Source organism: Streptomyces sp. NPDC102437, assembly GCF_044765565.1.
Taxonomy (GTDB): domain Bacteria; phylum Actinomycetota; class Actinomycetes; order Streptomycetales; family Streptomycetaceae; genus Streptomyces.
In genome coordinates this window covers 291,679-317,386 of sequence record NZ_JBIWKI010000005.1, presented here as the reverse complement: position 1 = coordinate 317,386, position 25,708 = coordinate 291,679, and the positions used below count along the sequence as shown (strand labels likewise).

Below are 25,708 nucleotides of genomic sequence, written 5' to 3'. Positions count from 1 at the left end.
GCTCGTCGAGCGACTGCGGGGGCGGCTCGACGACACGCTCACGCTGATCACTGAGCTCACGTCCAAACCGCTTGTGTGAGCAAGGTTCTCGGTCGCGATCACAGTCACATTCCGAAGGTAGTGGCGCGGGCCACATCGGTCGTCAGCCCTGGCGGCTGGATCGGCGTCCGACTCCAGGCGTACGGACCCGTAGGGGGCCCCCACGGAGGAGGAGGTGCCCGGTCGGGAGCGGCGGCCCGGCCGAGTTGTCCACAGGTCGCCGCACACCCCTTGACGTAGTCGCCGGACATTGTCACATTCATCAGTGTCACGTTACGGACACGTACCGCACACGGCAGGGAACGGACGGTGGCATGACCTCGGCAGTGAAGGACGAAAAGGCCCCGGAGCTGCGGGGGTTCAGAGAAGTCCAAAGCCTTGCGTACGCCTGCGCGGAGGCGGTCGCGGCCCGGCTCGAGCCGGGCATGACCGAGCGCCAGGCGGCTCGCATGCAGCGCGACTGGCTGCGCGAGCGCGGGGTGCGTGACTGGTTCCACCTCCCCTTCGCCTGGTTCGGGGACCGCACGGCGTTCGCCGGCTTCAAGGTGCCCCTGCAGTTCTTCCCGACCAACCGGAAGCTGGAGCCGGGGATGCCCTTCATCCTCGACATGGCCCCGGTGTACAAGGGCTGCACGGCCGACATCGGCTACTCCGGCTGTCTCGGGCTCAACCCTTTGCACGACAAGCTGCTGGCCGATCTGGAGGCCCACCGCGAGCTGATACTGCGCGAGGTGCGTGAGTCGCGTTCGCTGCGCGAGATATACGAGGACGTCGAACGCCTCATGATCAAGCAGGGGTATGCCAACCGGCATCGCGCCTACCCGTTCGGTGTCATAGCCCACAAGGTCGACCGCGTCGCCGAGCGTCGCTGGTCCCCGCATGTGTTCGGCTTCGGCACCCAGTCCCTCAAGGGGCTGATGAGTGACGCGCTGCACGGGCACCGGGACGGCTGGTCGCCGCTGTGGAGTCCGTACCGCTTCTCCGACCATCCACCGCAGCCCGGTCTGTGGGCGGTGGAGCCGCATCTCGGATTCCGCGGTACGGGCGCCAAGTTCGAGGAGATCCTGGTGGTCACCGACTCCAAGGACCCCGAGCAGAGCGCCTTCTGGCTGGACGACGATCTGCCGCATGTGCGGCGCTGGGCCGAGGAAAGGGTGGCGGCATGAATCTCGGGAGCCTGCCGGGAGCGCGCGAGCGCAGGGTGCGTACGGGCGGAATCGAGCTGTGCGTGGTCGAGCTGGGCGACGAGGAGCGGCCCACGGTCGTCCTCGTGCACGGCTACCCGGACAGCAAGGAAGTCTGGACGGAGGTCGCCAAGCAGATGGCCGGCCAGTGGCATGTCGTGCTGTACGACGTGCGCGGGCACGGCCGGTCCACGACCCCGATGCCACTGCGCGGCGGCTTCACGCTGGAGAAGCTCACCGATGACTTCCTGGCGGTCGCCGATGCGGTGAGCCCCGACCGACCGGTGCACCTGGTCGGGCACGACTGGGGGTCGGTCCAGTCCTGGGAGTTCGTCACGGTCAAGCGGACCGAGGGCCGGATCGCCTCGTTCACCTCGATGTCCGGCCCTTCGCTGGACCACTTCGGGCACTGGATCAAGCAGCGGATGACCCGGCCCACCCCGCGCCGGGTCGGCCAGCTGCTCGGCCAGGGCGCCAAGTCCTGGTACGTCTACATGCTGCATACGCCGGTCCTGCCGGAGCTCGCCTGGCGCGGCCCGCTCAGCAAGCGGTGGCCGAAGATGCTCGAGCGCCTGGAGAAGATCCCGGCGGGCGACTACCCGACCCCTTCGCTGCCCGACGACGCGGCGCACGGCGCCTGGCTCTACCGCGACAACGTCCGCGCCCGGCTGAGCCGGCCGCGCACCGACGCCTACGCCCATGTGCCGGTCCAGCTGATCACCCCGACCGGCGACATTTTCCTCTCGGAGAAGCTGTACGACCAACTGGAGCTGTGGGCCCCGCAGTTGGTACGCAGGTCTCTCGACGCCAAGCACTGGGTGCCGCGCACCAGACCGGATCAGCTCGCCGCCTGGATCAGCGAGTTCGTCGCCGCGAACGAGGCCGCCAAGGAGGACGGCCGTCCGGTGCAGGACACCGCGCCGACCGGGGCGTACGCGGACCGGTTCGGCGGTCGGCTGGTTCTCGTGACGGGCGCGGCGGGCGGCATCGGCAGGGCCACGGCTTTCGCGTTCGCCGAGGCGGGCGCCCGGGTGGTGGCCGTGGACCGGGACGCGGAGGGTGCGGCCAGGACGGCCGAGATGGCCCGGCTCATAGGAGCTCCGGCGGCCTGGGGCGAAGCGGTCGACGTCAGCGACGAGCAGGCGATGGAGAAGCTCGCCGAGAAGGTCGCCGCCGAGTACGGAATCGTCGACGTCCTGGTCAACAACGCCGGGATCGGTCTCTCCGGCTCGTTCCTGGACACCACGAGCGAGGACTGGAAGAACGTCCTGGACGTCAATCTGTGGGGCGTCATCCACGGTTGCCGGATCTTCGGCGGGCAGATGGCCGAGCGGGGCCAGGGCGGCCATATCGTCAACACGGCTTCCGCCGCCGCCTATCAGCCGTCCCGGGCGCTGCCCGCGTACAGCACCTCCAAGGCCGCCGTGCTGATGCTCAGCGAATGCCTGCGGGCCGAGCTCGCCGAGCGGTCGATCGGGGTCAGCGCCATCTGTCCCGGCATCGTCAACACGAACATCACCGCGACGGCGCACTTCGCCGGTGCCGACGCGGCGGAGGAGAAGCGGCTGCGGAAGCGGACCAGCCGGCTCTACGGGCTCCGCAACTACCCGCCGGAGCGGGTGGCCGACGCGATCCTCAAGGCGGTGGTGCGCAACCAGGCCGTCGTGCCGGTGACCCCGGAGGCCCGCGGCGCCCGCCTCCTGTCCCGGTTCAGCCCCGGCGCGCTGCGGGGGATCGCCCGGCTGAAGCCGCCGCTGTGAGCGGCCCCGGACGGCCGTCGGCGGCGGACCGGCAGTCCGCCGCCGAGTACCGGATCGAGGACCTGGCGCACGCGAGCGGGGCCACGGTCCGCACGATCCGCGCCTACCAGGACCGCGGCCTGCTGCCGACACCGGAGCGGCGCGGCCGGGCCAATGTGTACCGGGACACCCATCTCGCCCGGCTCCGGCAGATCGCCGATCTGCTGGACCGCGGTTACACGCTGGCCAGCATCAAGGAGCTCCTGGACGCCTGGGACACCGGCCGCGGTCTGGGCGGGGTGCTCGGGCTGGTGGCCGAGGTGCACGGCCCCTGGACGGACGAACAGGCCGACCGGATCACCCGGGACGAGCTGATCCGAAAGTTCGGCGGCGCTCCGGACGACGAGGCGGTCGCCGAAGCGGTGGAGCTCGGCGTGCTCGAACCGATCCCCGGCAGGGACGACGAGTTCTTGGTGCCCAGCCCCCAAGAGCTGACCGTCGCGGTCGAGTTGCACGCGGCGGGTGTGCCGCTCAGCGCGATATCCGGGCATTTGAGGGAACTTCGCGGCCAGGTCGAGCAGATCGCCTCGCGCTTCCTGGAGTTCACCACCGAGCACGTCTTCGCCCGCTATCTCGGCCATCGGCCCCCGACCGACGCGGACGCGGCCGAGGCGGCCACCATGGTACGCAGGCTGCGTCCGCTCGCCCAGCAGACGGTCGACGCCGAACTCGCGCGTGCGATGCGGACGTTCGCGACCCGCCATCTGCATCATCACCTCGCCTCGGACACACCTCTCGGTTCCGGTCTCCCGTCGCTCGCGACGCGTCACGTGGATCTCCCCTCCGAGACAATCAGGGCCGTCGAACAGCTGGTTGGCACGGGAAATGTCTCCGCCTTCGTCACGGCTTCCACGGAACGCGAGGTGCAATCAAGGACATTGGACTCACTCGCTCCACCCACCCCCAAACCTGAGCGAATTAACCAAAACGATTAATTTCACCGACACTTGTCCACAGAATCGCCAATCAACTTGTGGATAACTTAAGTTGACTGTGGATCAAACCTGTGGACGAAACCTTCCTCAGCGCGGCCGAGAATTGCTCCAGCACATCGTGAGCGAAACCCGGATGCGCCGACGGGACGATCCCCGGCACCCTGGCGACATGGATGAAAGACGCACCGTCAAGGTGTCCAAGTACCTCTCGAAGCACCTGCGCCATCAGCCGGAGCGGATCGGCATCACGCTCGACGCGAACGGCTGGGTACCGATCGACACGTTGTTGTGTGCCATGGCCCGCAACAACGTCCCCCTCACCCGGGCCGAGCTCGACCATGTCGTAGCCATGAACGACAAGCAGCGCTTTGCCGTGGAGAACGGCCGGATCCGCGCGAGCCAGGGCCATACCGTCCCGGTGGACCTCGACCTGCCACCGGCCGAGCCGCCCGCGTACCTGTACCACGGCACGGTGGCCCATGCGCTGGACTCGATCCGGAACGAGGGCCTGCGGCCCATGGCCCGCACGCACGTCCACCTCTCGCCCGACCACGAGACGGCGACCAGGGTCGGCGCCCGGCGGGGCCGGCCCGTCGTCCTGTCCGTGGACGCGGGCTCGATGCACCGCGCGGGCCACACCTTCCACGTCAGCGCCAACGGCGTCTGGCTCACCGCTTCCGTACCGCCCGAATTCCTGCGGTTCCGCGACTGACCAGCGGCTCAGCCCCGTGCCCGTACGGAGCAGGACCGTCCGTTTTTTCGGGCCCGTATGGTCGTATCCATGCGTCTGAGCACTGTGATCCTCCCCATCCACCGCTGGAGCGAAGGCCGGAAGGTCTGGCAGCGTGCCGAGGAACTGGGGTTCCACGCCGCCTACACCTACGACCACCTGGCCTGGCGGACCTTCCGCGACGGCCCCTGGTTCGGCGCGGTGCCGACTCTCACCGCCGCGGCCGCCGCCACCGACCGGCTCCGCCTGGGCACGCTGGTCACCTCCCCCAACTTCCGGCACCCCGTCACGCTCGCCAAGGACCTCATCACGCTCGACGACGTCTCCGACGGGCGCCTCACCCTCGGCATCGGCGCCGGCGGCAACGGCTTCGACGCCACGACACTGCGCCGGAGCGACGAGGAGCCGTGGACTCCACGCGAACGGGCCGACCACTTCGACGAGTTCGTACCGCTGCTCGACCAGTTGCTGCGTGAGCCCTCGGTGACGTACGAGGGCACGTTCTACGCGGCGACCGAGGCCCGGAACATTCCCGGCTGTGTGCAGCGGCCCCGGCTGCCGTTCGCGGTGGCCGCCACCGGCCCGCGCGGAATGAAGCTCGCCGCCCGGTACGGACAGGCCTGGGTCACCACGGGCGACCCGAAGCTTTACGAGACGGGAACCCCCGAGCAGTCCGTGGAGGCCATCCGCGGGCAGCTCACCAGGCTGGGCACCGCCTGCGAGGCCATCGGCCGGGACGCCGCCGGGCTGGACAAGATCCTTCTCACCGGTTTCACACCGGACCGCCCGCTCCAGTCGCTCGATGCCTTCGTGGACTTCGCGGGCACCCACTTCGCGCTCGGTTTCACCGAGATCGTCATCCACAACCCGATCGCCGACTCCGACTTCGCGGCGGACGAGAAGGTCTTCGAGCGCATCGCCACCGAGGGCCTGGCCCAGCTCGGCCGCTGACCCGGCCGCCGCCGGAACCGGCCCACACCACTGGCATATGCGCCGGGCATGTTCGCCTGGTCAGGGGCGCGCATCCTCAGATGTGCGCCCCTCCGCACGCCCGTGCACCCTCGTACGTGAGAATGGACGGGTGACCTCAGCTACCGACTCGCCTTCGCCTGCCGCAATCCGGCTGATCGCCACCGACCTGGACGGCACCCTGCTCCGTGACGACAAGACGGTCTCCGACCGCACCATCGCCGCGCTGGCCGCTGCCGAGGAGGCCGGTATCGAGGTCTTCTTCGTCACCGGACGCCCGGCCCGCTGGATGGATGTCGTCAGCGACCACGTGCACGGCCACGGCCTGGCGATCTGCGCCAACGGCGCGGCGGTCGCCGATCTGCACGCCGGCGGCGAGCTGGTCAAGGTCCGTCCGCTGGAGCGCGCCATCGCTCTCGATGTCGTCCGCTCCATGCGCGCCGCCGCGCCCGGCACCACCTTCGCCGTCGAGCTGGCCACCGGAATCCACTACGAGCCGGACTACCCGCCGTTCCACCTGGACCCGGGCGCCACGGTCGCCGTCGCCGAGAAACTGCTGCACGAGGAGACGCCCGGCACCGGTGTCCCCGTGCTGAAGCTCCTCGCCCACCACGCCACGCTGCCCCCGGACCACTTCCTCGCCCTGGCCCGTACGACGGCCGGCGACAGTGCCTCCTTCACCCGGTCCAGCCCGACGGCCCTGCTGGAGGTCAGCGGTCCGGGGGTCTCCAAGGCCAGCACGCTGGAGCTCTGCTGCGCCGAGCGCGGCATCTCGCCCGCCGAGGTCGTCGCCTTCGGGGACATGCCCAACGACGTGGAGATGCTGAGCTGGGCGGGCACCTCGTACGCGATGGGCAACGCCCACCCCGCCGCGCTCGCCGCCGCCACCGGCCGGACCGTCACCAACGGCGAGGACGGCGTCGCGGTCGTCATCGAGCGGATCATCGCCGAACGCCGGGCAGCCGACACCGGGCGCTGAGCCCGGACAGCCGGCCCCGCATGCGTGGACAGGCACCTCGGACAGACACCTTGGACAGGCACCTCAGAGGGGCGCCTCCCACACCACCGTCGTACCGCCACCGTCCTCCCCGATACCGGGTCCGAACCAGCTCGCGCCGCCGAGCGACTCCGCCCGGCGCGCCAGGTTCCGCAGTCCGCTGCGCCGGCCGCCCGCGGGGATGCCCACCCCGTCGTCGGCGACCGACAGCCGCACCGCGTCCCTCCCGTCGGGCAGTGTGGCGGTCGCGTCGACCACCACGTCGATCAACGACGCCTCGGCGTGCCGGAAGGCATTGGAGAGCGCCTCCCGCAGCGCCGCGATCAGGTTCTTGCCGGTGAGCTCGCCGACCAGCGCGTCGACCGGACCCAGGAACCGGTGCGAGGGCTTAAAGCCCAACGGGACCGCCGCCATGTTGATCTCGCGCAGGACCCGGGTCCGCAGCCCCGACGGCGCCTCGGCGGGTTCCTGCTGGAGCGCGAAGATCGCGGTACGGATCTCCTGGATGGTCACGTCCAGCTCGTCGACCGCCCGGCCGACCCCGGTCTGCACCTCGGGCACGTCCGACCTGCGCTGGGCGCTCTCCAGCATCATCCCGGTGGCGAACAGCCGCTGGATGACCAGATCGTGCAGATCGCGGGCGATCCGGTCCCGGTCCTCGTAGACCGCCAGCCGCTCCCGGTCCCGCTGTGCCTCGGCCATCATCAGCGCGAGCGCGGCCTGCGAGGCGAACTGGGTGGCGAGGGTCCGCTCCGTCTCCGTGAACGGCCGGCCGTCCCGGGCTCGGGGCGTGGCGAGCGCGCCGAGCACCCGCCCGCCGCTGTGCAGCGGCAGCAGCATGCTCGGGCCGTACTGGCGGGCCAGCCTGGTGACCATGCGGGCGTCACTGGCGGAATCGTCCACGAAGACCGCCTCGCCGCCCAGCAGCTTCGCCGCCACCGGGCTCTCGGGCCCGATGATCACCCCGAGCGATGAGGTGGGGTCGTCCGAGGAGACGGCGACGATCTCCAGACCGCCGTCCTCGGTGGGCAGCAGCACGACCCCGGCGGCGGAGTCGGCGAGGCGGCGGGCCTGTTCGGCGACGACGGAGAGCGCGTCGTCGGCGTCCCCGCCCGAGAGCAGCGCGGTGGTCACGGCCACCGATCCGTCGATCCAGCGCTCGCGCTGGCGTGCCGCCTCGTACAGCCGGGCGTTGCCGATGGCGATACCGGCCTCGGTGGCGAGCACCCGCACCATGTGCAGGTCGTAGTCGTTGAACTCGCCGCCTTCCTTCTCGGCCAGGTAGAGATTTCCGAAGATCTCCCCCTGAACGCGGATCGGGACGCCGAGGAAGCTCCGCATAGGGGGGTGGCCGGGCGGGAAGCCGGCGAACCTCGGATCGGCCGTCAGATCGGCGAGCCGCACCGGTGCCGGGTCGTGGATCAGTGCGCCCAGCAGCCCCCGGTGCCCGTCGGGGCGGTGACCGATCTCGTCCGCCACCTCGTCCGATACTCCGTAGGTGACGAAGTCGGCGAGCCCCTCGCCCTCCGCATTGACGACGCCGATGGCGGCGTAGCGGGAGCGGGCGAGTTCGGCGGCCGTCTCGCAGATCCGGTCGAGGGTGGAGTGCAGTTCCAGGCCAGCACCGACGGAGCGCATGGCCTCCAGCAGCTGTGGGATGCGGGCGGTGATCTCGGTGGACAGGCCCTGCAGGCTGCGGGTCGCCTGGGTAGCCGCTTCGAGTGAGTCCTTCGGGTCCTGCTCCGGCATACCCCGAGAGTAGTTAGTCCCGATTGGCGAGGAAAGTCGGGTGTCGTGTCATCCGGCTCACGCGTGCGCGCCCACGGCTTCGTCGCACCGCCCGTCTCACGCAGGCGCGAGCCTGCTTCGTGCCGCCCGCCTCACACGCGCGTAAGTCCGCTGTCGCACCGCCCGGCTCACGCGCGCGCGCCCACGGCTTCCCCGGACGCCGCCCGTGCTTCCTCCCGTACACCCACAGATCCGCCGGGCACCCGTGCGGTCTCCCGCTCGCGCTCCAGCATCCGGCGCAGGGGGCCTTCCCCAGCGGCGAGATCGGCGTACGGGCCGCGCTGCACGACCCTGCCCCCGTCGAGCACCAGCACCTCGTCGACGGCTTCGAGTCCCTCCAGGCGATGGGTGATCAGGACGGTCGTACGCCCCTCGGTGGCGGCCAGCAGGTCGGCGGTCAGGGCGTCCGCGGTCGCCAGGTCGAGATGCTCGGCGGGTTCGTCCAGGACCAGTACGGGGAAGTCGGCGAGGATCGCCCTGGCCAGGGCGAGGCGTTGGCGCTGGCCGCCGGAGAGGCGTGCGCCGTGTTCGCCGACCAGGGTGTCGAGCCCGTCGGGCAGCGCGTCGGCCCAGTCGAGCAGCCGCGCCCGGCCGAGGGCGTCCCGCAGTTCCTCGTCCGTCGCACCGGTCCGGGCCAGCCGCAGGTTCTCCCGGATGGTGCTGTCGAAGACATGGGCGTCCTGGGCGCACAGCCCGACGAACCGCCGGACCGCGTCCCCCTCCAGCGCACCGGCCTCGACGCCGCCGATCCGGTACGTGCCCGCCCGTGCGTCCAGGAAGCGGACCAGGACCTGGGCGAGGGTCGTCTTCCCGGAGCCGGAGGGCCCGACGACGGCGATCCGCCGGCCTGCCGACAACGTCAGGTCGACGCCGTCGAGGGCGTCCCGAGCCGCTCCGGCATACCGCGCCGACAGTCCCCGTACCTCCAGCGGGAAGGGCGACGCGGGCGCCTCGGCCGGGCTTTCGGGTTCGTGTACGGGCAGCGGGGCGTCCAGCACCTCGTACACGCGCTCCGCGCTGCGCCCGACCCTCCGGCGGTACTGCACGGCGAGCGGCAGGCCGGCCACGGCCTCGAAGGCGGCCAGCGGAGTGAGCACCACCACCGCGAGTTCCACGCCCGCGAGCCGGCCGTCGTGCACGGCGGGAAGGGCGACGAGTGCGGTGGCGACGACGGTGAGGCCGGTGACCAGGGCGATGAGTCCGCCGCCGAGCGCGTTGGCGGTCGCCGCGCGGGCGGCGATCCGGGTCAGCACGCCGTCGGCGTCCCGGGTCTGTTCCGCACGGGCGGGCAGGGCACCCGCGACGGTCAGTTCGGCGGTCCCGCCGAGCAGGTCCGTGATCCGGGTGGCCAGATCGGCGCGTGCGGGGGCGAGCCTGCGTTCCGTGTGACGGGAGCAGGCGCTGCTGACCAGCGGCACGCCCACCCCGGCCAGCAGCAGTCCGGCGGCCAGCACGACTCCTGCCGCGGGCAGCAGCCAGCCGATGAACCCGGCGGCCGCCGTGCCGACGACCACGGCGGTCCCGGCGGGCAGCAGCCAGCGCAGCCAGTAGTCCTGCAGTGCGTCGACATCGGCGACGAGCCGGGAGAGCAGGTCCCCGCGCCGGGTGCGGCGGAGCCCGGCGGGCGCGATGCGCTCCAGCCCCCGGTAGACCGAGACGCGCAGTTCGGCGAGCATCTTGAGCACCGCGTCGTGCGACACCAGGCGCTCGGCGTAGCGGAAGACCGCCCGGCCGAGCCCGAAGGCGCGGGTCGCGGTCACGGCGACCATCAGATAGAGCACCGGGGGCTGTTCGGAGGCGCGTGAGATCAGCCAGCCGGAGACGGCCATGAGCCCGACGGCCGAGGCCAGGGCGAGGCTGCCCAGCAGCAGCGCGAGCGCCAGCCGGCCCCGCTGCGCCCCGGCGGCCTCCCTGACCCGGGCCAGGACCCGTCCGGAGCGGGTCGCGGTCTCCCGCAGCACCTCGGTCTCCGGCGCCTCTTCCTCGCGTTCCTCACGGGCAAGGGGCGCGCGCGTCGGCCCTGGCACGGCCACGGATGTCACGGCTCCCCCGGACGTCACGGAGTTCGTGGCTGTCGCGGACTTCCCGGCCGTCACGGACGCCACGGCCGTCCCGGTCCTCGTCGCCCGCTCGGTCGCGCCCGGGTCCAGGGTCACCACCCGGTCGGCCACCGGGAGCAGCGCCGGGCGGTGCACGACCAGCAGTACGGTCCGGCCCACGGCCAGTCGCCGTACCGCCTCGACGATCCCCGCCTCCGTCTCGCCGTCCAGGCTCGCGGTCGGCTCGTCGAGCAGCAGCAGCGGGCGGTCGGCGAGAAAGGCCCGCGCGAGGGCGAGCCGCTGGCGCTGTCCGGCGGAGAGGCCCGCGCCGTCCTCGCCGATGAGCGTCTGTGCCCCGTCCGGCAGTTCCGCCACGAAGTCGTACGCCCCGGCGTCCCGCAGGGCGGCCGTCACCGCCCGGCCGTCGGCGTCCGGCCGGGCCAGCCGTACGTTCTCCGCGATGGTGCCCGCGAAGAGATGGGGACGCTGCGGCACCCAGGCGATCCGTTCCCGCCACCGCTCCGGCGAGAGCGTCGCCAGATCGGCGCCGCCGATCCGTACCCGCCCCTCGTCAGGTGCCGTGAAGCCGAGGACCACGTCGAGCAGGGTGGACTTCCCGACGCCGCTGGGGCCGACCAGGGCCACGGTCTCCCCCTCGTCCACCACCAGTGAGGCCGCGTTCAGCGCGGGTTCGGTACGTCCCACGTGCCGTACGGTCACCCCCTCCAGCTCCAGCCGGAGGGACTCGGGTACGTCCGCCGTGCCGGCCTGCCGGGGCTCGGTCTCCAGGACCGCGAAGATCTCCTCGGCGGCGGAGAGCCCTTCGGCGGCCGCGTGGTACTGCGCGCCGACCTGGCGGATCGGCAGATAGGCCTCGGGCGCCAGGATCAGCACCACCAGGCCGGTGTAGAGGTCGAGTTCGCCGTGCACCAGCCGCATGCCGATGGTGACGGCCACCAGTGCCACCGACAGCGTCGCCAGCAACTCCAGGGCGAAGGACGAGAGGAAAGCGATCCGCAGGGTCCGCAGCGTGGCCCGGCGGTACTGCGAGGTGATCGTACGGATGGACTCGGCCTGCGCCTTGGCGCGGCCGAAGACCTTCAGCGTCGGCAGCCCGGAGACCACGTCGAGGAAGTGTCCGGAGAGCCGGGACAGCAGTCGCCACTGGCGGTCCATCCGTGACTGGGTGGCCCAGCCGATCAGGATCATGAAGAGCGGGATGAGGGGCAGCGTGACCACGATGATCGCCGCCGAGACCCAGTCCTCGGTGACGATCCGGGCCAGGACCGCCACCGGCACGACCACGGCGAGTCCGAGCTGCGGCAGATAGCGCGCGAAGTAGTCGTCGAGCGCGTCGACACCACGGGTCGCGAGCGCCACCAGGGAGCCGGTGCGCTGGCCGCTCAGCCAGCCGGGACCGAGCGAAGCCGCCCGTGCCAGCAGACGGCCGCGGAGTTCGGACTTGACCGCCGCGCTGGCCCGGTACGCGGCCAGTTCGGTCAGCCAGGAGACCAGGCCCCGGCCGAGCGCGACCGCGGCGAGCAGGATCAGCGGGGTCCGCAGCCCGGAGACCGTCAGTCCGTCCTCGAACCCGCCCACCACCACTTCGGCGACGAGCATGGCCTGGGCGATGACCAGCGCCGCCCCGACAACTCCGAGCGCCACCACGGCTGCCAGGAAGAGGCGGGTGGCGCGGGCGTGGCTGAGCAGACGCGGGTCGATCGGTTTCACGTGAAACAGCCCCTAGCGGTCTCGGTCGTTCGATCGGGGTCCGCCCGGCGGATCAGGGTCGGCGTCGCGACCCCGGCCGTGATCCGCCGGTCGGGCCCCAGCTGCGTTCAGTGCGCTTCGGCGATGTGCTGCGTACCGATGCGCTTGCGGAACACCCAGTACGTCCAGCCCTGGTACAGCAGGACGATGGGGGTGGCGATCCCGGCACACCAGGTCATGATCTTCAGCGTGTACGGGGTGGACGAGGCGTTGGTGACCGTGAGGCTCCAGGCGTCGTCCAGGGAGGACGGCATGACGTTCGGGAAGAGCGTCAGGAAGAGCATCGCGACCACGGCCGCGACGGTCACGCCGGAGAACGCGAACGCCCAGCCCTCGCGTCCCGCCGCGATCAGGGCCACCGCGGCGACCAGCGCCACCGCGGCGACGATCATCGCCAGCAGGCTCCAGCCGTCCCCGTTGTCGATCTGGGTCCAGATCAGGAAGCCGAGCGCGAGGACCGCGGTGACGATCCCCAGCTTCAGCGCCAGCCTGCCCGCCCGCTCCCGGATCTCCCCGACCGTCTTGAGCCCCGCGAACACGGCGCCGTGGAAGGTGAAGAGGAAGAGCGTGACCAGCCCGCCGAGAATGGCGTACGGGTTGAGCAGGTCCCAGAAGCTGCCCACGTACTCCATGTCGGCGTCGATCTTCACGCCGCGCACGATGTTCCCGAAGGCCACGCCCCAGAGCACGGCCGGGATCAACGAGGTCCAGAAGATGGCGTGTTCCCAGTTGGTCTGCCACTTCTCGCCGGACCGCTTGGCCCGGTACTCGAAGGCGACCCCGCGCACGATCAGGCAGACCAGGATGATCAGCAGTGGCAGGTAGAAGCCGGAGAACAGCGTGGCGTACCACTCGGGGAAGGCGGCGAAGGTCGCGCCGCCCGCGGTGAGCAGCCACACCTCGTTGCCGTCCCAGACGGGCCCGATCGTGTTGATCAGGACCCGTCGTTCCTTGCGGTCGCGGGCCAGCAGCTTGGTGAGAACACCGATCCCGAAGTCGAATCCCTCCAGGAAGAAGTAGCCGGTCCAGAGGACGGCGATGAGCACGAACCAGACGTCGTGGAGTTCCATCTCTCAGCTCCTCTGCTCTCAGTAGGAGAAGGCCATCGGCCGGTCGGCGTCGTCGTGGTCGCCGCCGATCCTGGTGGGCGGGTTGAGGTCGGCCTCGGTGAGCTCCGGCGGGCCTGCCTTGATGTACTTCACGAGCAGCTTGACCTCGACGACCGCGAGCACGGCGTAGAGCAGGGTGAAGCCGATCATCGAGGTGAGCACCTCGCCCTGCGAGACGCCGGGGGAGACCGCGTCGCGGGTCTGGAACACGCCGTAGACGACCCAGGGCTGGCGGCCCATCTCGGTGAAGATCCAGCCCCAGGAGTTGGCGATCAGCGGGAAGAGCAGGGTCCAGAGCGCGAGGATCCAGTAGCACTTGGCGAGCTTCGGGCTGAGTGCCTTGTTCTTGAAGAGGACCAGGTGCGGCACTTCGTCCTCACCGGTCCGCAGCCCCGGCGGTAGCATGAACTTCTTCCGGGTCAGCCACAGTCCGAGGATGCCGAGGGCGAAGGACGCCATCCCGAAGCCGATCATCCAGCGGAAGCTCCAGAACGCGACCGGGATGTTGGGACGGTAGTCGCCGGGGCCGAACTTCTCCTGCTCGGCCTTGTTGATGTCGTTGATGCCGGGGACGTACGAGGTGAAGCTGTCGTCCGCAAGGAAGGACAGTATCCCCGGGATGGAGATCTCCACGGTGTTGTGGCCCTTGGCCACGTCACCGACGGCGAAGACCGAGAACGGCGCCCCCTTCTCGCCCTCCCAGAGGGCCTCGGCGGCGGCCATCTTCATCGGCTGCTGCTTGAACATGACCTTGCCGAGCGTGTCGCCGCTGATGGCGGTGAGCAGTCCGGCGACGACCACGGTGACCAGGCCGAGCCGCAGCGAGGTCCGCATCACCGGGATGTGCTTCTTGCGCGCCAGGTGGAAGGCGGCGATGCCGACCATGAACGCGCCGCCGACCAGGAAGGCCGCGGTGATGGTGTGGAAGAACTGGGCGAGCGCGGTGTTCTGGGTGAGCACGTGCCAGAAGTCGGTGAGCTCGGCCCGGCCGCGTTCCTTGTTGATCCGGTAGCCGACCGGGTGCTGCATCCAGGAGTTGGCCGCCAGGATGAAGTACGCGGACAGGATCGTCCCGATGGAGACCATCCAGATGCAGGCGAGATGGATCTTCTTCGGCAGCTTGTCCCAGCCGAAGATCCACAGCCCGATGAAGGTGGACTCGAAGAAGAACGCAATCAGCGCTTCGAACGCGAGCGGGGCGCCGAAGATGTCACCGACGAACCGCGAGTAGTCGGACCAGTTCATGCCGAACTGGAACTCCTGGACGATGCCGGTGACGACGCCCATGGCGATGTTGATCAGGAAGAGCTTGCCCCAGAACTTCGTCGCCCTGAGGTACTTCTCGTTGTTCGTCCGGACCCAGGCGGTCTGCAGGCCGGCGGTGAGCGCGGCGAGCGAGATCGTCAGGGGAACGAACAGGAAGTGGTAGACGGTGGTGATACCGAACTGCCATCGCGCCAGCGTCTCCGGCGCCAGAGCCAGCTCCACGTCGTCTTCTCCTTACGTCGCAAGTTTGCCCTTTAAATCCGACTGATCACGGGAGGAACAGGACTGCTTGTGAACGCGTTCACATTCACAAGCATTATGGCGCACAGGCTTTCGGGACGTTCGCGCGGGGTACCCCTCTTGGGACGTTCCGATCAATCAGCCCGAACCAGACGCCCCGGCCCTCAATGCCCGAAAGGCCCCGTGAGCGAGAAGGCCCCGCACCTCGCCGAAACGAGGTACGGGGCCGGGGCCGGGGCCCTTCGTCGCGCGGGCGGCCTGCGCCGCCGCTCTACAGCGCCTCGCGGAACGACTCCGCCACCTTCAGGAACAGGTCGTTCGCCTCGTCCTCCCCGATCGTGACCCGCACGCCCTCACCCACGAACGGCCTGACCACCACTCCGGCCCGCTCACACGCCGCGGCGAAGTCGGCGGTACGGTCCCCGAGCCGCATCCAGACGAAGTTCGCCTGGGAATCCGGCACGGTCCACCCCTGTCCGGCCAGTGCCCGCTGCACCCGCTGGCGCTCGGACACCAAGGAGCCCACCCGCCCCAGGAGTTCGTCCTCGGCGCGCAGCGAGGCGACCGCCGCGTCCTGCGCGAGCTGACTGACCCCGAAGGGCACCGCCGTCTTGCGCAGCGCGGCCGCCACCGGCTCGTGGGCCACGGCGAAGCCGACCCGCAGGCCCGCCAGGCCGTACGCCTTGGAGAAGGTCCGCAGCACCGCCACATTGGGCCGGTCCCGGTAGATCTCGATACCGTCCGGCACCTCGACGTCGCGGATGAACTCCCGGTACGCCTCGTCGAGCACCACCAGGACATCGCCCGGCACCCGGTCCAGGAACCGTTCCAGCTCGGCCCGGCGCACCACGGTCCCGGTCGGGTTGTTCGGGTTGCAGACGAAGATCAGCCGGGTGCGGTCCGTGATCGCGTCCGCCATCGCGTCCAGGTCGTGCACCTCACCCTCGTTCAGCGGAACCTTCACCGAGGTCGCACCGCTGACCTGCGTGATGATCGGGTACGCCTCGAAGGAGCGCCAGGCGTAGATGACCTCGTCACCCGGGCCTGACGTGGCCTGGAGCAGTTGCTGCGCCACCCCGACCGAGCCGGTTCCGGTGGCGAGGTGTGAGAGGGGCACACCGAAACGGTCGGCCAGCTCGTTCATCAGACCGGTACAGGCCATGTCCGGGTAGCGGTTGAAGTTCGCGGCCGCCGCCAGGGCGGACTCCATCACTCCGGGCAGCGGCGGATACGGATTCTCGTTGGAGGACAGCTTGAACGCGACCGGTCCACCGGCGGCGGCCGGCTTGCCCGGTACATAGGCGGGGACGCCGTCCAGCTCGGCACGCAGCTTGGGGCTCGTCTCGCTCACCGCAGGTCCTCCTCGATCGTCTGTACGCATCAATACTGCTCACCTTATGAGGATTGGGCGCCGCTGCGAATGGCCGGAGCGTCCAATCGTCCGGTGCGACCAGGAATGGGGGGAGCGCTCGCCGCTCCCTCGCGCGCCGGTGGCTCACTCCGTGGCGCGCGTCCCTCGAAGAGGTGAGATGAGACCTCTTCGAGACATCGACCATTTAGTAGGCCCACCGGGTTCGACGCATGACACACTACAGCCAAGCCCTTCAACGCCCTTGGTTTGCAAGGCATTTGACCTTTGATGATCATGCAAAAACGTGCCTGTCAACGAGTGAATATGCGACCAGGCCAACCACCCCTCCGAGCCCTACTATCGGCTCGCCATGACAGCAGCAGGGAAGCACCAGGTGAGCCGGACGGACACACCCCGGCGCGGCGGCCGGCAGGGACGAGCGGGAATCCGGGACGTGGCCGCCGCCGCCGGAGTCTCCATCACGACCGTCTCCGACGCGCTCAACGGCAAGGGCAGGCTCCCGGACGCCACCCGTCGCCATGTCCGCGAGGTCGCAGAGCGCCTGGGCTATCGCCCTTCCGCCGCGGCCCGAACCCTCCGTACCGGCAAGTCCGGCCTCATCGGCCTGACCGTGACGACCTACGGGGACGAACCCTTCACCTTCACCGAATTCGCGTACTTCGCGGAGATGGCCAGAGCCGCCACCTCGGCCGCGCTCGCCCGCGGCTACGCCCTGGTCATCCTGCCCGCCACCTCGCGACACGACGTCTGGTCGAACGTCGCCCTCGACGGCACCGTCGTGATCGACCCCTCCGACCAGGATCCGGTCGTCACGGAACTCGTGCGCCAGGGGCTGCCCGTCGTCTCGGACGGACGCCCGGCCGGAACGCTCCCGGTCACCGCCTGGGTCGACAACGACCACCGGGCCGCCGTCCTCGACCTGCTCGACCATCTCGCCGCCGCCGGCGCCCGCCGCATCGGCCTGCTCACCGGCACCACCACCGACACGTACACCCGCCTCTCCACCACCGCGTACCTCCACTGGTGCGAGCGCGTGGGCCAGGACCCGGTGTACGAGTCGTACCCCGCCCACGACCCGTGCGCGGGCGCGGTCGCCGCCGACCGGCTGCTCGCCCGCCCCGACCGGCCCGACGCCGTCTACGGGCTCTTCGACCCCAATGGCACCGATCTGCTGGCGGCGGCCCGCCGGTACGGCCTGCGCGTCCCCGAGGACCTGCTGCTGGTCTGCTGCAGCGAGTCCACCGTGTACGCGACGACCGAGCCGCCCATCACCACCCTCTCGCTCAAGCCGCGCAGGATCGGCACCGCAGTCGTCCAGCTCCTGATCGACGCCATCGAGGGTGTGGACCAGGACCGGCCGGTCGAGCAGGTCATACCGACCGAACTCATCGTGCGGACCTCCTCGCAACGCCGTCCACCCCGCACCACGGTCAGCGCACCCCGCTCTCCGGCAGGGGACTGATCAGGCGATTTCGGACCAATCGGCCAGTGAACCCGACGTGCGTCCGGATTCACCACCCCTGGTGCGTCACACAGCACGATCCGCATTCCTATGATGGGCGCACGACACCGCGGACCGCCCCGACCAGCAGGGCCCGTCAGGTGTACGGCGGCGCGACGGTGGTGGAGGGGTCGATGACACAGGGGGCCGGTCAGGAACCCGTGGTGCGGACGGCGACGTTGCGCGACTTCCGCGTACCGCCCTATGCCCAGAGCCCGGTGCCGCCTGCGTCACCGCACCCGGGCAACGCCATCCCCGGTCATATGCCGCCGGACGGTTACACCCCCACCGCGCGCGATCTTCCCGTGATCAACCGCGGTGACACCCTGCAGGTGCCGACCGTCCCCGACCCGTGCCCCGTCCCGGAGCAGGGTCGCGGACCGCTGTACGTCGTCGGCGACGTCCACGGCTATCTGGACGAGCTCCACGCCGCTCTCGCCGAGCAGGGCCTCATCGACGCCGACGGCAAATGGTCGGCGGGCAACGCCCGGCTCTGGTTCCTCGGCGACTTCACCGACCGGGGCCCGGACGGCATCGGGGTCATCGACCTCGTGATGCGCCTGTCCGCCGAGGCCGCGGCCGCCGGCGGCTACTGCAAGGCCCTGATGGGCAATCACGAACTGCTGCTCCTGGGCGCCAAGCGGTTCAGCGACACCCCGGTCAACTCCGGCGCGGGCACCGCCACCTTCCAGGCGGCCTGGCTGCTCAACGGCGGCCAGAAGAACGATATGGAGCGTCTCCAGGACGTCCACCTCCAGTGGATGTCCCGGCTCGACGCGATCGTCGAGGAGGACGGGCATCTGCTGATGCACTCCGACACGACGGCGTACCTCGAATACGGCACCACCATCGAGGACGTCAACGACACCGTGCACGCCATTCTCACGCGTAACGACGCCGACGAGTGCTGGGACCTCTTCCGCAAGCTCACCAAGCGGTTCGCCTTCCGCGACGAGTCGGGTCCGCAGGCCGTCCGGGAACTGATGTCGGCCTACGGAGGACAGCGCATCGTCCATGGTCACAGCCCCATTCCGTACCTCCTCGGCGAGGTCGGATCGGAGGACGGCGAGGACGGCTCCGGCCCCGTGGTCCACGGTCCGCACGTGTACGCGGACGGGCTCGCCATCGCCATGGACGGCGGAGTGACCATGGCCGGAAAGCTACTGGTCGTCCAGCTGCCCCTGCATGACTGACGCTCTTGCGGGAAGACGCTCCAGGACCTGACCACGCCGACCACTGGGCCTATTTCCGGAAACCCCCTGTCACCCCGTGCCGTGGGCGCTCTACCATCGGCGTATCAGTAGCAGGCTCTCCTCCGTTTCCGCCCAACTGCCCGTCTCCAACGGGCACTCAGGCCCGACGGAGCATCGGGGGATGCACATGAACAGCGCTCCGCACCTGCTGGCCGAGGACCGCCCCGAGTACGAGCGGATCCTCGATGACGCACTGCGTCATGCCCATGAACGGCCGGATCTGGCCGCGGTCGGCGAACGGCTCAACGCCGTCCAGCTGCGCACCATGGCGCTGGACGCCACGGAGCTGATCACCGCGACCGCCGCCACCGAGTACAAGCACTACGTGCAGGCCCGCGAGGAACTGCGCGGCCCTGCCGACGGGCCGGACCAGGACGTGCTTCCCGGCTTCGGCACAGGCCGTCCGCACCAGTCGGGCGCCGGCATAGGAGCCGTCGTCACGGTCCTGGCGCCGGTGCTCGCCGGCACTGCGGCGTTCATATTCCTGCTGGCGGGCTACCTGCTGAGGCTGCTCGACCCGGCGCCGTCCTTCGCCTCGACCATGGTCTCCGCCGGCTGGTTCTTCGCCGCGGTCACGGCCGCCGCCATCCTGGCCGCCGCCGTCGGGCTGCTCATCACGGCACTGCGCAACGGCTCGGAGTCGCAGCCCGTCGAGGACGACGAGGAGGAATTGCCGGAGGACGTGGCACGGGCCAGGGAGGCCTGGCGCCACGCCCTGCTGGAACGCGGCATCCTGCCGTTCCTGCGGGACGCGCTCGCCGATCCCGAGGCCGGGCCCGCCTCGCGCACACCGGTCCGCTCGGCGAACCGCATCCCGAAGGTCGGCTACAGCCCGCCGGACTTCTCCAGTCCGGGCGAAGGCCCGGCGGCGGGCCCCCGGCCGTCGTTCACCTCACCGGACTTCACCAGCCCCGACTTCGGCGGCCCCGAACACGAACTGGACTGACCGGGTCCGCACATCGGCCGGGCGGCAGGAGCGGTCGCCCCGAAGGCGGAAGCCTCCGGGGCGATACCTCGTCCCGGGTCCGGATCAGTCCGCGATCGGCAGATAGACCCGGTTGCCGGCCGCCGCGAACTCCTTGGACTTCTCCGCCATGCCCGCCTCGATCTCCGACTGCGAACCGCCGTGCTCGCGCCGGATGTCCTGGGAGATCTTCATCGAACAGAACTTCGGGCCGCACATCGAGCAGAAGTGCGCCGTCTTGGCCGGCTCGGCGGGCAACGTCTCGTCGTGGAACTCCCGTGCGGTGTCCGGGTCGAGGGCCAGGTTGAACTGGTCCTCCCAGCGGAACTCGAACCGGGCGTCGGAGAGCGCGTCGTCCCAGTCCTGCGCCCCTGGGTGCCCCTTGGCGAGGTCCGCCGCGTGCGCCGCGATCTTGTAGGTGATGACGCCGGTCTTCACATCGTCCCGGTTGGGCAGGCCGAGGTGCTCCTTCGGCGTGACGTAGCAGAGCATCGCCGTCCCCCACCACGCGATCATCGCCGCGCCGATGCCGGAGGTGATGTGGTCGTACGCCGGCGCGACATCGGTGGTCAGCGGGCCGAGCGTGTAGAACGGCGCCTCCTCGCAGATCTCCTGCTGGAGGTCGATGTTCTCCTTGATCTTGTGCATCGGGACATGCCCCGGTCCCTCGATCATGGTCTGGACGCCGAACCGCTTGGCGACCGTGTTCAGCTCGCCGAGCGTGCGCAGTTCGGCGAACTGCGCCTCGTCATTGGCGTCGGCAATCGAGCCGGGTCGCAGCCCGTCGCCCAGCGAGTAGGTCACGTCGTAGCTCGCGAGGATCTCGCAGAGCTCCTCGAAGTGCTCGTACAGGAACGACTCCTTGTGGTGCGCGAGGCACCACGCCGCCATGATCGAGCCGCCGCGCGAGACGATGCCGGTCTTGCGGCGGGCGGTCAGCGGCACGTACGGCAGGCGCACGCCGGCGTGGACCGTCATGTAGTCGACGCCCTGCTCAGCCTGCTCGATGACGGTGTCCTTGTAGATCTCCCAGGTCAGTTCCTCCGCCCGGCCGTCGACCTTTTCGAGCGCCTGGTAGAGCGGGACGGTTCCGATCGGAACGGGTGAATTGCGCAGAACCCACTCACGGGTGGTGTGAATGTTGCGGCCGGTGGACAGATCCATGACGGTGTCGGCGCCCCAGCGCGTCGCCCACGTCATCTTCTCCACCTCCTCCTCGATGGAGGACGTCACCGCGGAGTTGCCGATGTTGGCATTGACCTTCACCAGGAATCGCTTGCCGATGATCATCGGCTCGATCTCGGGGTGGTTGACGTTGGCCGGCAGCACGGCCCGGCCGGCCGCGATCTCCTCGCGCACCACCTCGGGCTCGACGTTCTCCCGGATCGCCACGTACTCCATCTCCGGGGTGATCTCGCCCCGGCAGGCGTACGCGAGCTGGGTCACCGGCTGCCCGTCCCGGCTGCGGCGCGGCAGCCGCGGGCGGCCCGGGAAGACCGCATCGAGGTTGCGCAGTCCGCCGCGCGGAGAGGTGTGCTTGAGCCCGTCGTCCTCGGGGCGGGCGGGGCGGCCCGGGTACTCCTCGGTGTCGCCGCGGGCGGTGATCCAGTTCTCCCGCAGCGGTGCGAGCCCGCGGCGGACATCGGTCTCGACGGTGGGATCGGTGTACGGACCCGACGTGTCGTACAGCGTCACGTCCTTGCCGTTGGTGAGGTGCACCTGACGGACCGGCACCCGGAGGTCCGGGCGCGAGCCCTGGACGTACCCCTTGTGCCAGCCGATGGACTTCCCGGCCTCGTCGCTCTGGTTCGAGGCAGGCGTGCGTGCGTCCGATGTGGTCATGAGACCTACTCCCTACGCCGGCATTACCCGGTAACAGGTTCGGCGGTCGGCGCAGCCTGTCCCGTACGGACGTACGGAGATCAGCGCCCTCTCAGCCCGGTGCTCCGAGCTCCCGCGTGTGCAAAGGTTCCCCCACGCTAGCGCCCCGTCCGGCCTGATGAACAGTGGACCCGTCTCTTCTTGCGATGATCGGCCGGTGACGTCCCCCCCTATCGACCTCGAAACGCAGGGCCATCAGCACGGTCACTCGCACAGCCATGGCCCCGCCACACCCGTCTCCAGACATCTGCGCAAAGTCATCGCGGCCGTACTGATCCCGTTCGCCACCGCCGTCCTCGTCGGTCTGGTGGCGCTCTGGCCGGGCGGTGCGCCGTCGCACGAGCGGACCGGCGTCGGGTTCGACCGGCAGACCCAGCAGGGAAAGGTGGTGAAAGTCGACATGGTGGACTGCAAGGAGGTGAACGCGGTCCAGACGCCCATGGACGGGGCCACCACACCACCCCCGGGGAGCACGAGGGGGCTTTGCAAGAAGGCCACGATCGAGGTGACGACCGGTCATGACAAGGGCCGGACCTTCACCGAGATCGTCCAGCCCGACGCAACGCGTCAGCTGCGCGACGGTCAGGGCGTGATCGTGGCGTACGCCCCCGACGCTCCCCGTGACCTGCAGTACTCGGTGACGGATGTGAACCGGAAGTTCCCGCTGACCCTGCTGGCCGGGATCTTCGCCCTGGTCGTGGTCGCGGTGGGCCGCATGCGCGGGGTGATGGCGCTGGTCGCGCTCGCCGTCTCGTTCGCCGTGCTGACCCTGTTCATCCTCCCGGCCATACTCCAGGGCTCCAATCCGCTGCTCGTCGCGGTGGTCGGGGCCAGTGCGATCATGCTGATCGCGCTCTACATGTGCCACGGCCTGAGCGCCCGCACCTCGGTGGCGGTGATCGGCACACTGATCTCGCTGCTGCTGATCGGACTGCTCGGATCGCTCTTCATCGGCTGGGCGAGCCTGACCGGCAACACCGACGACAACACCGGCCTCATCCATGGCCTGTACCCGCACATCGACATGAGCGGTCTACTTCTGGCCGGTGTCATCATCGGTTCGCTCGGGGTCCTCGACGATGTGACCGTGACCCAGACGTCGGCGGTCTGGGAACTCCACCAGGCGAACCCGACGTTGGGCGTGCGGGGGCTCTACCGGGCAGGGATCAGGATCGGACGCGACCACATCGCCTCGGTCGTCAATACGCTGGTGCTCGCCTACGCGGGCGCCGCGCTGCCGTTGCTGCTGCTGTTCTCCATCGCACAGAGCAGCGTGGGGACGGTGGCCAACAGCGAGCTGGTGGCGGAGGAGATCGTACGAACGCTGGTCGGCTCGATCGGACTGGTCGCCTCGGTGCCGGTGACGACGGTGCTCGCTGCGCTGGTCGTCTCCGCGGACCGCACAGGGCCCGGCCCGGAAGCCGGAGCTTCGGCGCCCGTCCGGACCGGGAAGGGCCGTCGTCGAAGGGCGAGGCCTTGAGCTTCTCCACGCTGAGCAATTCACCCATTCGGCAGGTGCCGTGTTCGACCGGCGAGCCGGTCGGCGGCGCCCTTTCCGCTCAGCCGGCGTTCTGTTCCTCGGCGAGAATCCGGCCCAGAGCGTCTTCCAGGTTGCCCTCGAAGTCACCCAGCGTGCACTCCTGCCCGAGTGGCACGAGCTTGTCGGTCCGGTCGAGAAACGCCACAAGTGGTGCCGTACCGGCCCTGAAGAGGGCCCGGTCCTCGCCGACCTGGAGCCGGATATGTACGTCGGACAACCCCTCGGGTTCAGTGGGACCGATATGCACATCACCGTCGCCACTGGGGCTGTTGAGGCCGTCGAGCAGCAGCTCACGGCCGAAAGCCCAGGTGACGGGGGCGTCACCGGGCAGATGGAAGGTCATCCGGATCGCATACGGATCACAGACCTCGTACCGGAGCTCCACCGGGATCCGGAAAGAGAGCTCCTCGGAGACGAGGAAGCTCATCATGACCTCAGCTTGAACCGACTCGCGCATCGTTCAACCCCGCAGTAGATGAATCTGGCCAGGAATGATCCCCCGTGGCCCTATTGACGCCATCGTGGTGCACGCGATAGCAGATCACAAGGAGTGATTTTTCAGATACTGATAGAGAACACGAACGAACGCAAGAGGTTGGCCACTTCGCCACGTAGTTGTTCGACTGCGGGGAGCAACCGACTTTCCTCCTCCAGAGGTACGGAAATCGCCATCGCGGCGGCGGTGAATCCGGCCGTGATCGGGATGGCCGCGCAGACCGTGCCCAGGGCGTACTCCTGTCGCTCGATGACAGGTTTCGTCCGCTCCAGCGACCGCAGTCGCGCAAGGAGCGTGGCCCGGTCCTTCACCGAGTAGCGGGTCAGCGGACGCACAGGGTGACGGTCGAGGTGGTCCTCGCGGGCCTTCTCGTCGAGCTGGCTCAGCAGACACTGGCCGATCGCGTGGGCATGCCCGGTCTCCCGGAAGGAGGCCCATTCGTCGACGGCGGGGATGGCGGGAGTGTCGGCGACCGCGATGAGTTCGATCTCGCCCTCGCGGTAGACGGCGCAGTACACGGGTGCGCCGATGACGTCGCGCCAGCGGCCCAGCGACTCGGCCATTCTGCCGCGACGATTCTGCAACGCCCCTTCGTCGAGCAGGCGTTCGGCTGCGGTCCCGATGAGGAAGACGCCGTTCTCCCGGCGCAGATAACCCTCATGGGCCAGGGTGCGCAGCAGATGGTAGGCCGTAGGAAGGGGAAGGCCCGCTTCCCTGGCCAGTTGTTTCGCGGGCGCCCCGTCGCGATGGGCCACCACGGCTTCCAGCAGCCTCAGCGCTCGCTGAACCGAACCGATCAGCGTCGGGGCAGCAGTGCTCGATGCCGTGGTCAACAGTCACCCCCAGGCATGGTGACGGGTGGTCAGCCCGCCTGTGGGGGCCGCCCCCACTCACTGCCGCATGGCTGGGGGTCCGGACGACGAACGCCGTACTGGCCACTGGTCAGTGTGATGACGGTCTGTTGATTCCCAGGTGGTGGCAGCGAACTGCCACCCTATCCGCCGGGTCCACGAGGGGTGTCGTTTCGTCTTCCGCTTAGCTCAGCTGGGCTAATGCCCCGGTCGGCTTCCGATCGTCCTACCAGTCGCCGCGCGACGAGGACGACGACATGAACTTGCGTACGACGAAGATGAGCCCGCCGACCAGGATGACGAAGATCAGGACCTTGAAGAGCAGTCCGATCACGAACCCGATCACGCTGGCGATAAGACCGCCGAACACGACGATCGCGATGACGGGCACCGCGATCCACTTCACCCACCAGGGCATCCCCCCGAACATCTCCCGCACCGCCATCGTCCTTACCTCGTCTCCATGAGTTCCTGCTTCGATGCTAGAGGCGCGGAGGGGGCCGGCGGGGGGTCCGCAGCCCTTGAAGTCCCCTGATCGACCCCTTAGGGACCCCTGAGACCGGACCCCCGCCCTCCGGGGATCGGCTCAGCTCTCCGGGGGGCTCAGCTCTCCGGGGGTGAGAAGACCACCATCACCCGCAGGTCCTCGGTGATGTGGTGGAACTTGTGGGCGACACCGGCCGGTACGTACACCACGCTCCCTCTGCCCACCTGCGTGGTCTCCATGCCGACTGTGATGGCTGCGCGGCCGCTGACGACGAAGTAGACCTCGTCCTGATTGTGCGGCTGCTGCGGGTCGAGCTCACCGGCATCCAGTGCGTACAGGCCGACGGACATGTTCCGTTCCTTCACGAACTGCAGATACGCGCCGTCGTTGGCGGCTCGTTCCGCCTCCAGCTCGTCCAGTCTGAATGCCTTCATGCCCTGTCCGCCCCTTGCCTCTGCACTGCCGGTGTCCGCCACCGATCAGGTCTGCCACGATCAG

General features: G+C 69.5%; 20 protein-coding genes and 1 riboswitch. Of the genes, 10 read left to right on the top strand and 10 right to left on the bottom strand.

Translation table 11 applies throughout. From position 1 onward, the window contains the following. Positions 1–353: 353 nt before the first annotated feature. From ACIRJP_RS09675 to ACIRJP_RS09650, 6 genes are all read left to right on the top strand, one after another. A complete protein-coding gene (locus ACIRJP_RS09675) occupies positions 354–1,205 on the top strand; it encodes a M24 family metallopeptidase (protein WP_404170425.1) in 852 nt (283 codons plus the stop codon). Next, positions 1,202–2,983 carry an SDR family oxidoreductase gene (locus ACIRJP_RS09670; RefSeq protein WP_404170422.1) on the top strand — a complete coding sequence of 594 codons (1,782 nt, stop codon included), beginning with the start codon at positions 1,202–1,204 and terminating at the stop codon, positions 2,981–2,983. The genes ACIRJP_RS09675 and ACIRJP_RS09670 overlap by 4 nt, the downstream gene beginning before the upstream one ends. Beyond that, entirely contained in the window at positions 2,980–3,957 is a 978-nt protein-coding gene (locus ACIRJP_RS09665) for a MerR family transcriptional regulator (RefSeq protein WP_404170420.1), read from the top strand. The genes ACIRJP_RS09670 and ACIRJP_RS09665 overlap by 4 nt, the downstream gene beginning before the upstream one ends. A gap of 169 nt (positions 3,958–4,126) precedes the next feature. Continuing rightward, positions 4,127–4,669 (top strand): RNA 2'-phosphotransferase, encoded by a 543-nt coding sequence (locus ACIRJP_RS09660; protein WP_404170418.1) that lies wholly within the window; start codon positions 4,127–4,129, stop codon positions 4,667–4,669. A 69-nt stretch (positions 4,670–4,738) separates the two neighbouring features. Next, positions 4,739–5,638, top strand: a complete 900-nt coding sequence (locus ACIRJP_RS09655) for an LLM class flavin-dependent oxidoreductase (protein WP_404170416.1) — start codon at positions 4,739–4,741, stop codon at positions 5,636–5,638. Between the two features lie 130 nt (positions 5,639–5,768). Next, a complete protein-coding gene (locus tag ACIRJP_RS09650; protein WP_404170413.1) occupies positions 5,769–6,635 on the top strand; it encodes a Cof-type HAD-IIB family hydrolase in 867 nt (288 codons plus the stop codon). Positions 6,636–6,698: 63 nt separating this feature from the next. Here ACIRJP_RS09650 and ACIRJP_RS09645 read toward each other — a convergent pair whose 3' ends face one another. The 5 genes from ACIRJP_RS09645 to hisC all read right to left on the bottom strand — a co-directional run bounded on the left by ACIRJP_RS09645 (position 6,699) and on the right by hisC (position 16,216). Next, positions 6,699–8,402: a GAF domain-containing sensor histidine kinase gene (locus ACIRJP_RS09645; RefSeq protein ID WP_404170410.1), complete on the bottom strand. Its 1,704-nt coding sequence runs from the start codon at positions 8,400–8,402 to the stop codon at positions 6,699–6,701. A 167-nt stretch (positions 8,403–8,569) separates the two neighbouring features. Then, positions 8,570–12,211 carry a thiol reductant ABC exporter subunit CydD gene (gene cydD / locus ACIRJP_RS09640; protein ID WP_404170407.1) on the bottom strand — a complete coding sequence of 1,214 codons (3,642 nt, stop codon included), beginning with the start codon at positions 12,209–12,211 and terminating at the stop codon, positions 8,570–8,572. A gap of 107 nt (positions 12,212–12,318) precedes the next feature. Beyond that, a complete protein-coding gene (gene cydB / locus ACIRJP_RS09635) occupies positions 12,319–13,320 on the bottom strand; it encodes a cytochrome d ubiquinol oxidase subunit II (RefSeq protein ID WP_404170404.1) in 1,002 nt (333 codons plus the stop codon). Positions 13,321–13,338: 18 nt separating this feature from the next. After that, a complete protein-coding gene (locus ACIRJP_RS09630; RefSeq protein WP_404170401.1) occupies positions 13,339–14,847 on the bottom strand; it encodes a cytochrome ubiquinol oxidase subunit I in 1,509 nt (502 codons plus the stop codon). A gap of 289 nt (positions 14,848–15,136) precedes the next feature. Next, positions 15,137–16,216 (bottom strand): histidinol-phosphate transaminase, encoded by a 1,080-nt coding sequence (gene hisC, locus ACIRJP_RS09625; RefSeq protein WP_404170398.1) that lies wholly within the window; start codon positions 16,214–16,216, stop codon positions 15,137–15,139. Positions 16,217–16,586: 370 nt separating this feature from the next. Between hisC and ACIRJP_RS09620 the strand changes: the two genes are divergently transcribed. The 3 genes from ACIRJP_RS09620 (at position 16,587) to ACIRJP_RS09610 (ending at position 19,937) form a co-directional block, all read left to right on the top strand. Then, the gene (locus ACIRJP_RS09620; RefSeq protein ID WP_266731277.1) at positions 16,587–17,699 is read left to right on the top strand and encodes a LacI family DNA-binding transcriptional regulator; all 1,113 of its coding nucleotides are present in this window, start codon (positions 16,587–16,589) and stop codon (positions 17,697–17,699) included. 173 nt (positions 17,700–17,872) lie between these two features. Continuing rightward, positions 17,873–18,931, top strand: coding sequence for a metallophosphoesterase (locus ACIRJP_RS09615; protein WP_404170394.1), 1,059 nt, complete (start codon positions 17,873–17,875; stop codon positions 18,929–18,931). A gap of 181 nt (positions 18,932–19,112) precedes the next feature. Next, positions 19,113–19,937: a hypothetical protein gene (locus ACIRJP_RS09610; protein WP_404170391.1), complete on the top strand. Its 825-nt coding sequence runs from the start codon at positions 19,113–19,115 to the stop codon at positions 19,935–19,937. An 84-nt stretch (positions 19,938–20,021) separates the two neighbouring features. Here ACIRJP_RS09610 and thiC read toward each other — a convergent pair whose 3' ends face one another. Beyond that, complete coding sequence (gene thiC / locus ACIRJP_RS09605) at positions 20,022–21,797, bottom strand: phosphomethylpyrimidine synthase ThiC (protein ID WP_404170388.1); 1,776 nt, start codon at positions 21,795–21,797, stop codon at positions 20,022–20,024. Then, a riboswitch (TPP riboswitch) is annotated at positions 21,790–21,923 on the bottom strand. It overlaps the preceding gene by 8 nt. A 31-nt stretch (positions 21,924–21,954) precedes the next feature. On the opposite strand from thiC, the gene ACIRJP_RS09600 reads away from it, so the two are divergent. Next, positions 21,955–23,316 (top strand): YibE/F family protein, encoded by a 1,362-nt coding sequence (locus ACIRJP_RS09600; RefSeq protein ID WP_404170385.1) that lies wholly within the window; start codon positions 21,955–21,957, stop codon positions 23,314–23,316. A gap of 79 nt (positions 23,317–23,395) precedes the next feature. Here ACIRJP_RS09600 and ACIRJP_RS09595 read toward each other — a convergent pair whose 3' ends face one another. From ACIRJP_RS09595 to ACIRJP_RS09580, 4 genes are all read right to left on the bottom strand, one after another. After that, positions 23,396–23,833, bottom strand: a complete 438-nt coding sequence (locus ACIRJP_RS09595) for an SsgA family sporulation/cell division regulator (protein WP_072488197.1) — start codon at positions 23,831–23,833, stop codon at positions 23,396–23,398. Positions 23,834–23,934: 101 nt separating this feature from the next. After that, positions 23,935–24,705: an IclR family transcriptional regulator gene (locus ACIRJP_RS09590; protein ID WP_404170381.1), complete on the bottom strand. Its 771-nt coding sequence runs from the start codon at positions 24,703–24,705 to the stop codon at positions 23,935–23,937. A gap of 244 nt (positions 24,706–24,949) precedes the next feature. Continuing rightward, a complete protein-coding gene (locus ACIRJP_RS09585) occupies positions 24,950–25,162 on the bottom strand; it encodes a DUF5326 family protein (RefSeq protein ID WP_404170479.1) in 213 nt (70 codons plus the stop codon). Positions 25,163–25,326: 164 nt separating this feature from the next. After that, positions 25,327–25,644 carry a cupin domain-containing protein gene (locus ACIRJP_RS09580; RefSeq protein ID WP_266731285.1) on the bottom strand — a complete coding sequence of 106 codons (318 nt, stop codon included), beginning with the start codon at positions 25,642–25,644 and terminating at the stop codon, positions 25,327–25,329. Positions 25,645–25,708: the final 64 nt, after the last annotated feature.

Bases quoted from the DNA above. Each gene is read 5' to 3' on its own strand.
- ACIRJP_RS09675 (WP_404170425.1), top strand. From the start codon at position 354: ATGACCTCGGCAGTGAAGGACGAAAAGGCCCCGGAGCTGCGGGGGTTC.
- ACIRJP_RS09670 (WP_404170422.1), top strand. From the start codon at position 1,202: ATGAATCTCGGGAGCCTGCCGGGAGCGCGCGAGCGCAGGGTGCGTACG.
- ACIRJP_RS09660 (WP_404170418.1), top strand. From the start codon at position 4,127: ATGGATGAAAGACGCACCGTCAAGGTGTCCAAGTACCTCTCGAAGCAC.
- ACIRJP_RS09655 (WP_404170416.1), top strand. From the start codon at position 4,739: ATGCGTCTGAGCACTGTGATCCTCCCCATCCACCGCTGGAGCGAAGGC.
- ACIRJP_RS09645 (WP_404170410.1), bottom strand. From the start codon at position 8,402: ATGCCGGAGCAGGACCCGAAGGACTCACTCGAAGCGGCTACCCAGGCG.
- cydB (WP_404170404.1), bottom strand. From the start codon at position 13,320: ATGGAACTCCACGACGTCTGGTTCGTGCTCATCGCCGTCCTCTGGACC.
- ACIRJP_RS09620 (WP_266731277.1), top strand. From the start codon at position 16,587: ATGACAGCAGCAGGGAAGCACCAGGTGAGCCGGACGGACACACCCCGG.
- ACIRJP_RS09615 (WP_404170394.1), top strand. From the start codon at position 17,873: ATGACACAGGGGGCCGGTCAGGAACCCGTGGTGCGGACGGCGACGTTG.
- ACIRJP_RS09610 (WP_404170391.1), top strand. From the start codon at position 19,113: ATGCACATGAACAGCGCTCCGCACCTGCTGGCCGAGGACCGCCCCGAG.
- thiC (WP_404170388.1), bottom strand. From the start codon at position 21,797: ATGACCACATCGGACGCACGCACGCCTGCCTCGAACCAGAGCGACGAG.
- ACIRJP_RS09600 (WP_404170385.1), top strand. From the start codon at position 21,955: ATGAACAGTGGACCCGTCTCTTCTTGCGATGATCGGCCGGTGACGTCC.
- ACIRJP_RS09595 (WP_072488197.1), bottom strand. From the start codon at position 23,833: ATGCGCGAGTCGGTTCAAGCTGAGGTCATGATGAGCTTCCTCGTCTCC.
- ACIRJP_RS09580 (WP_266731285.1), bottom strand. From the start codon at position 25,644: ATGAAGGCATTCAGACTGGACGAGCTGGAGGCGGAACGAGCCGCCAAC.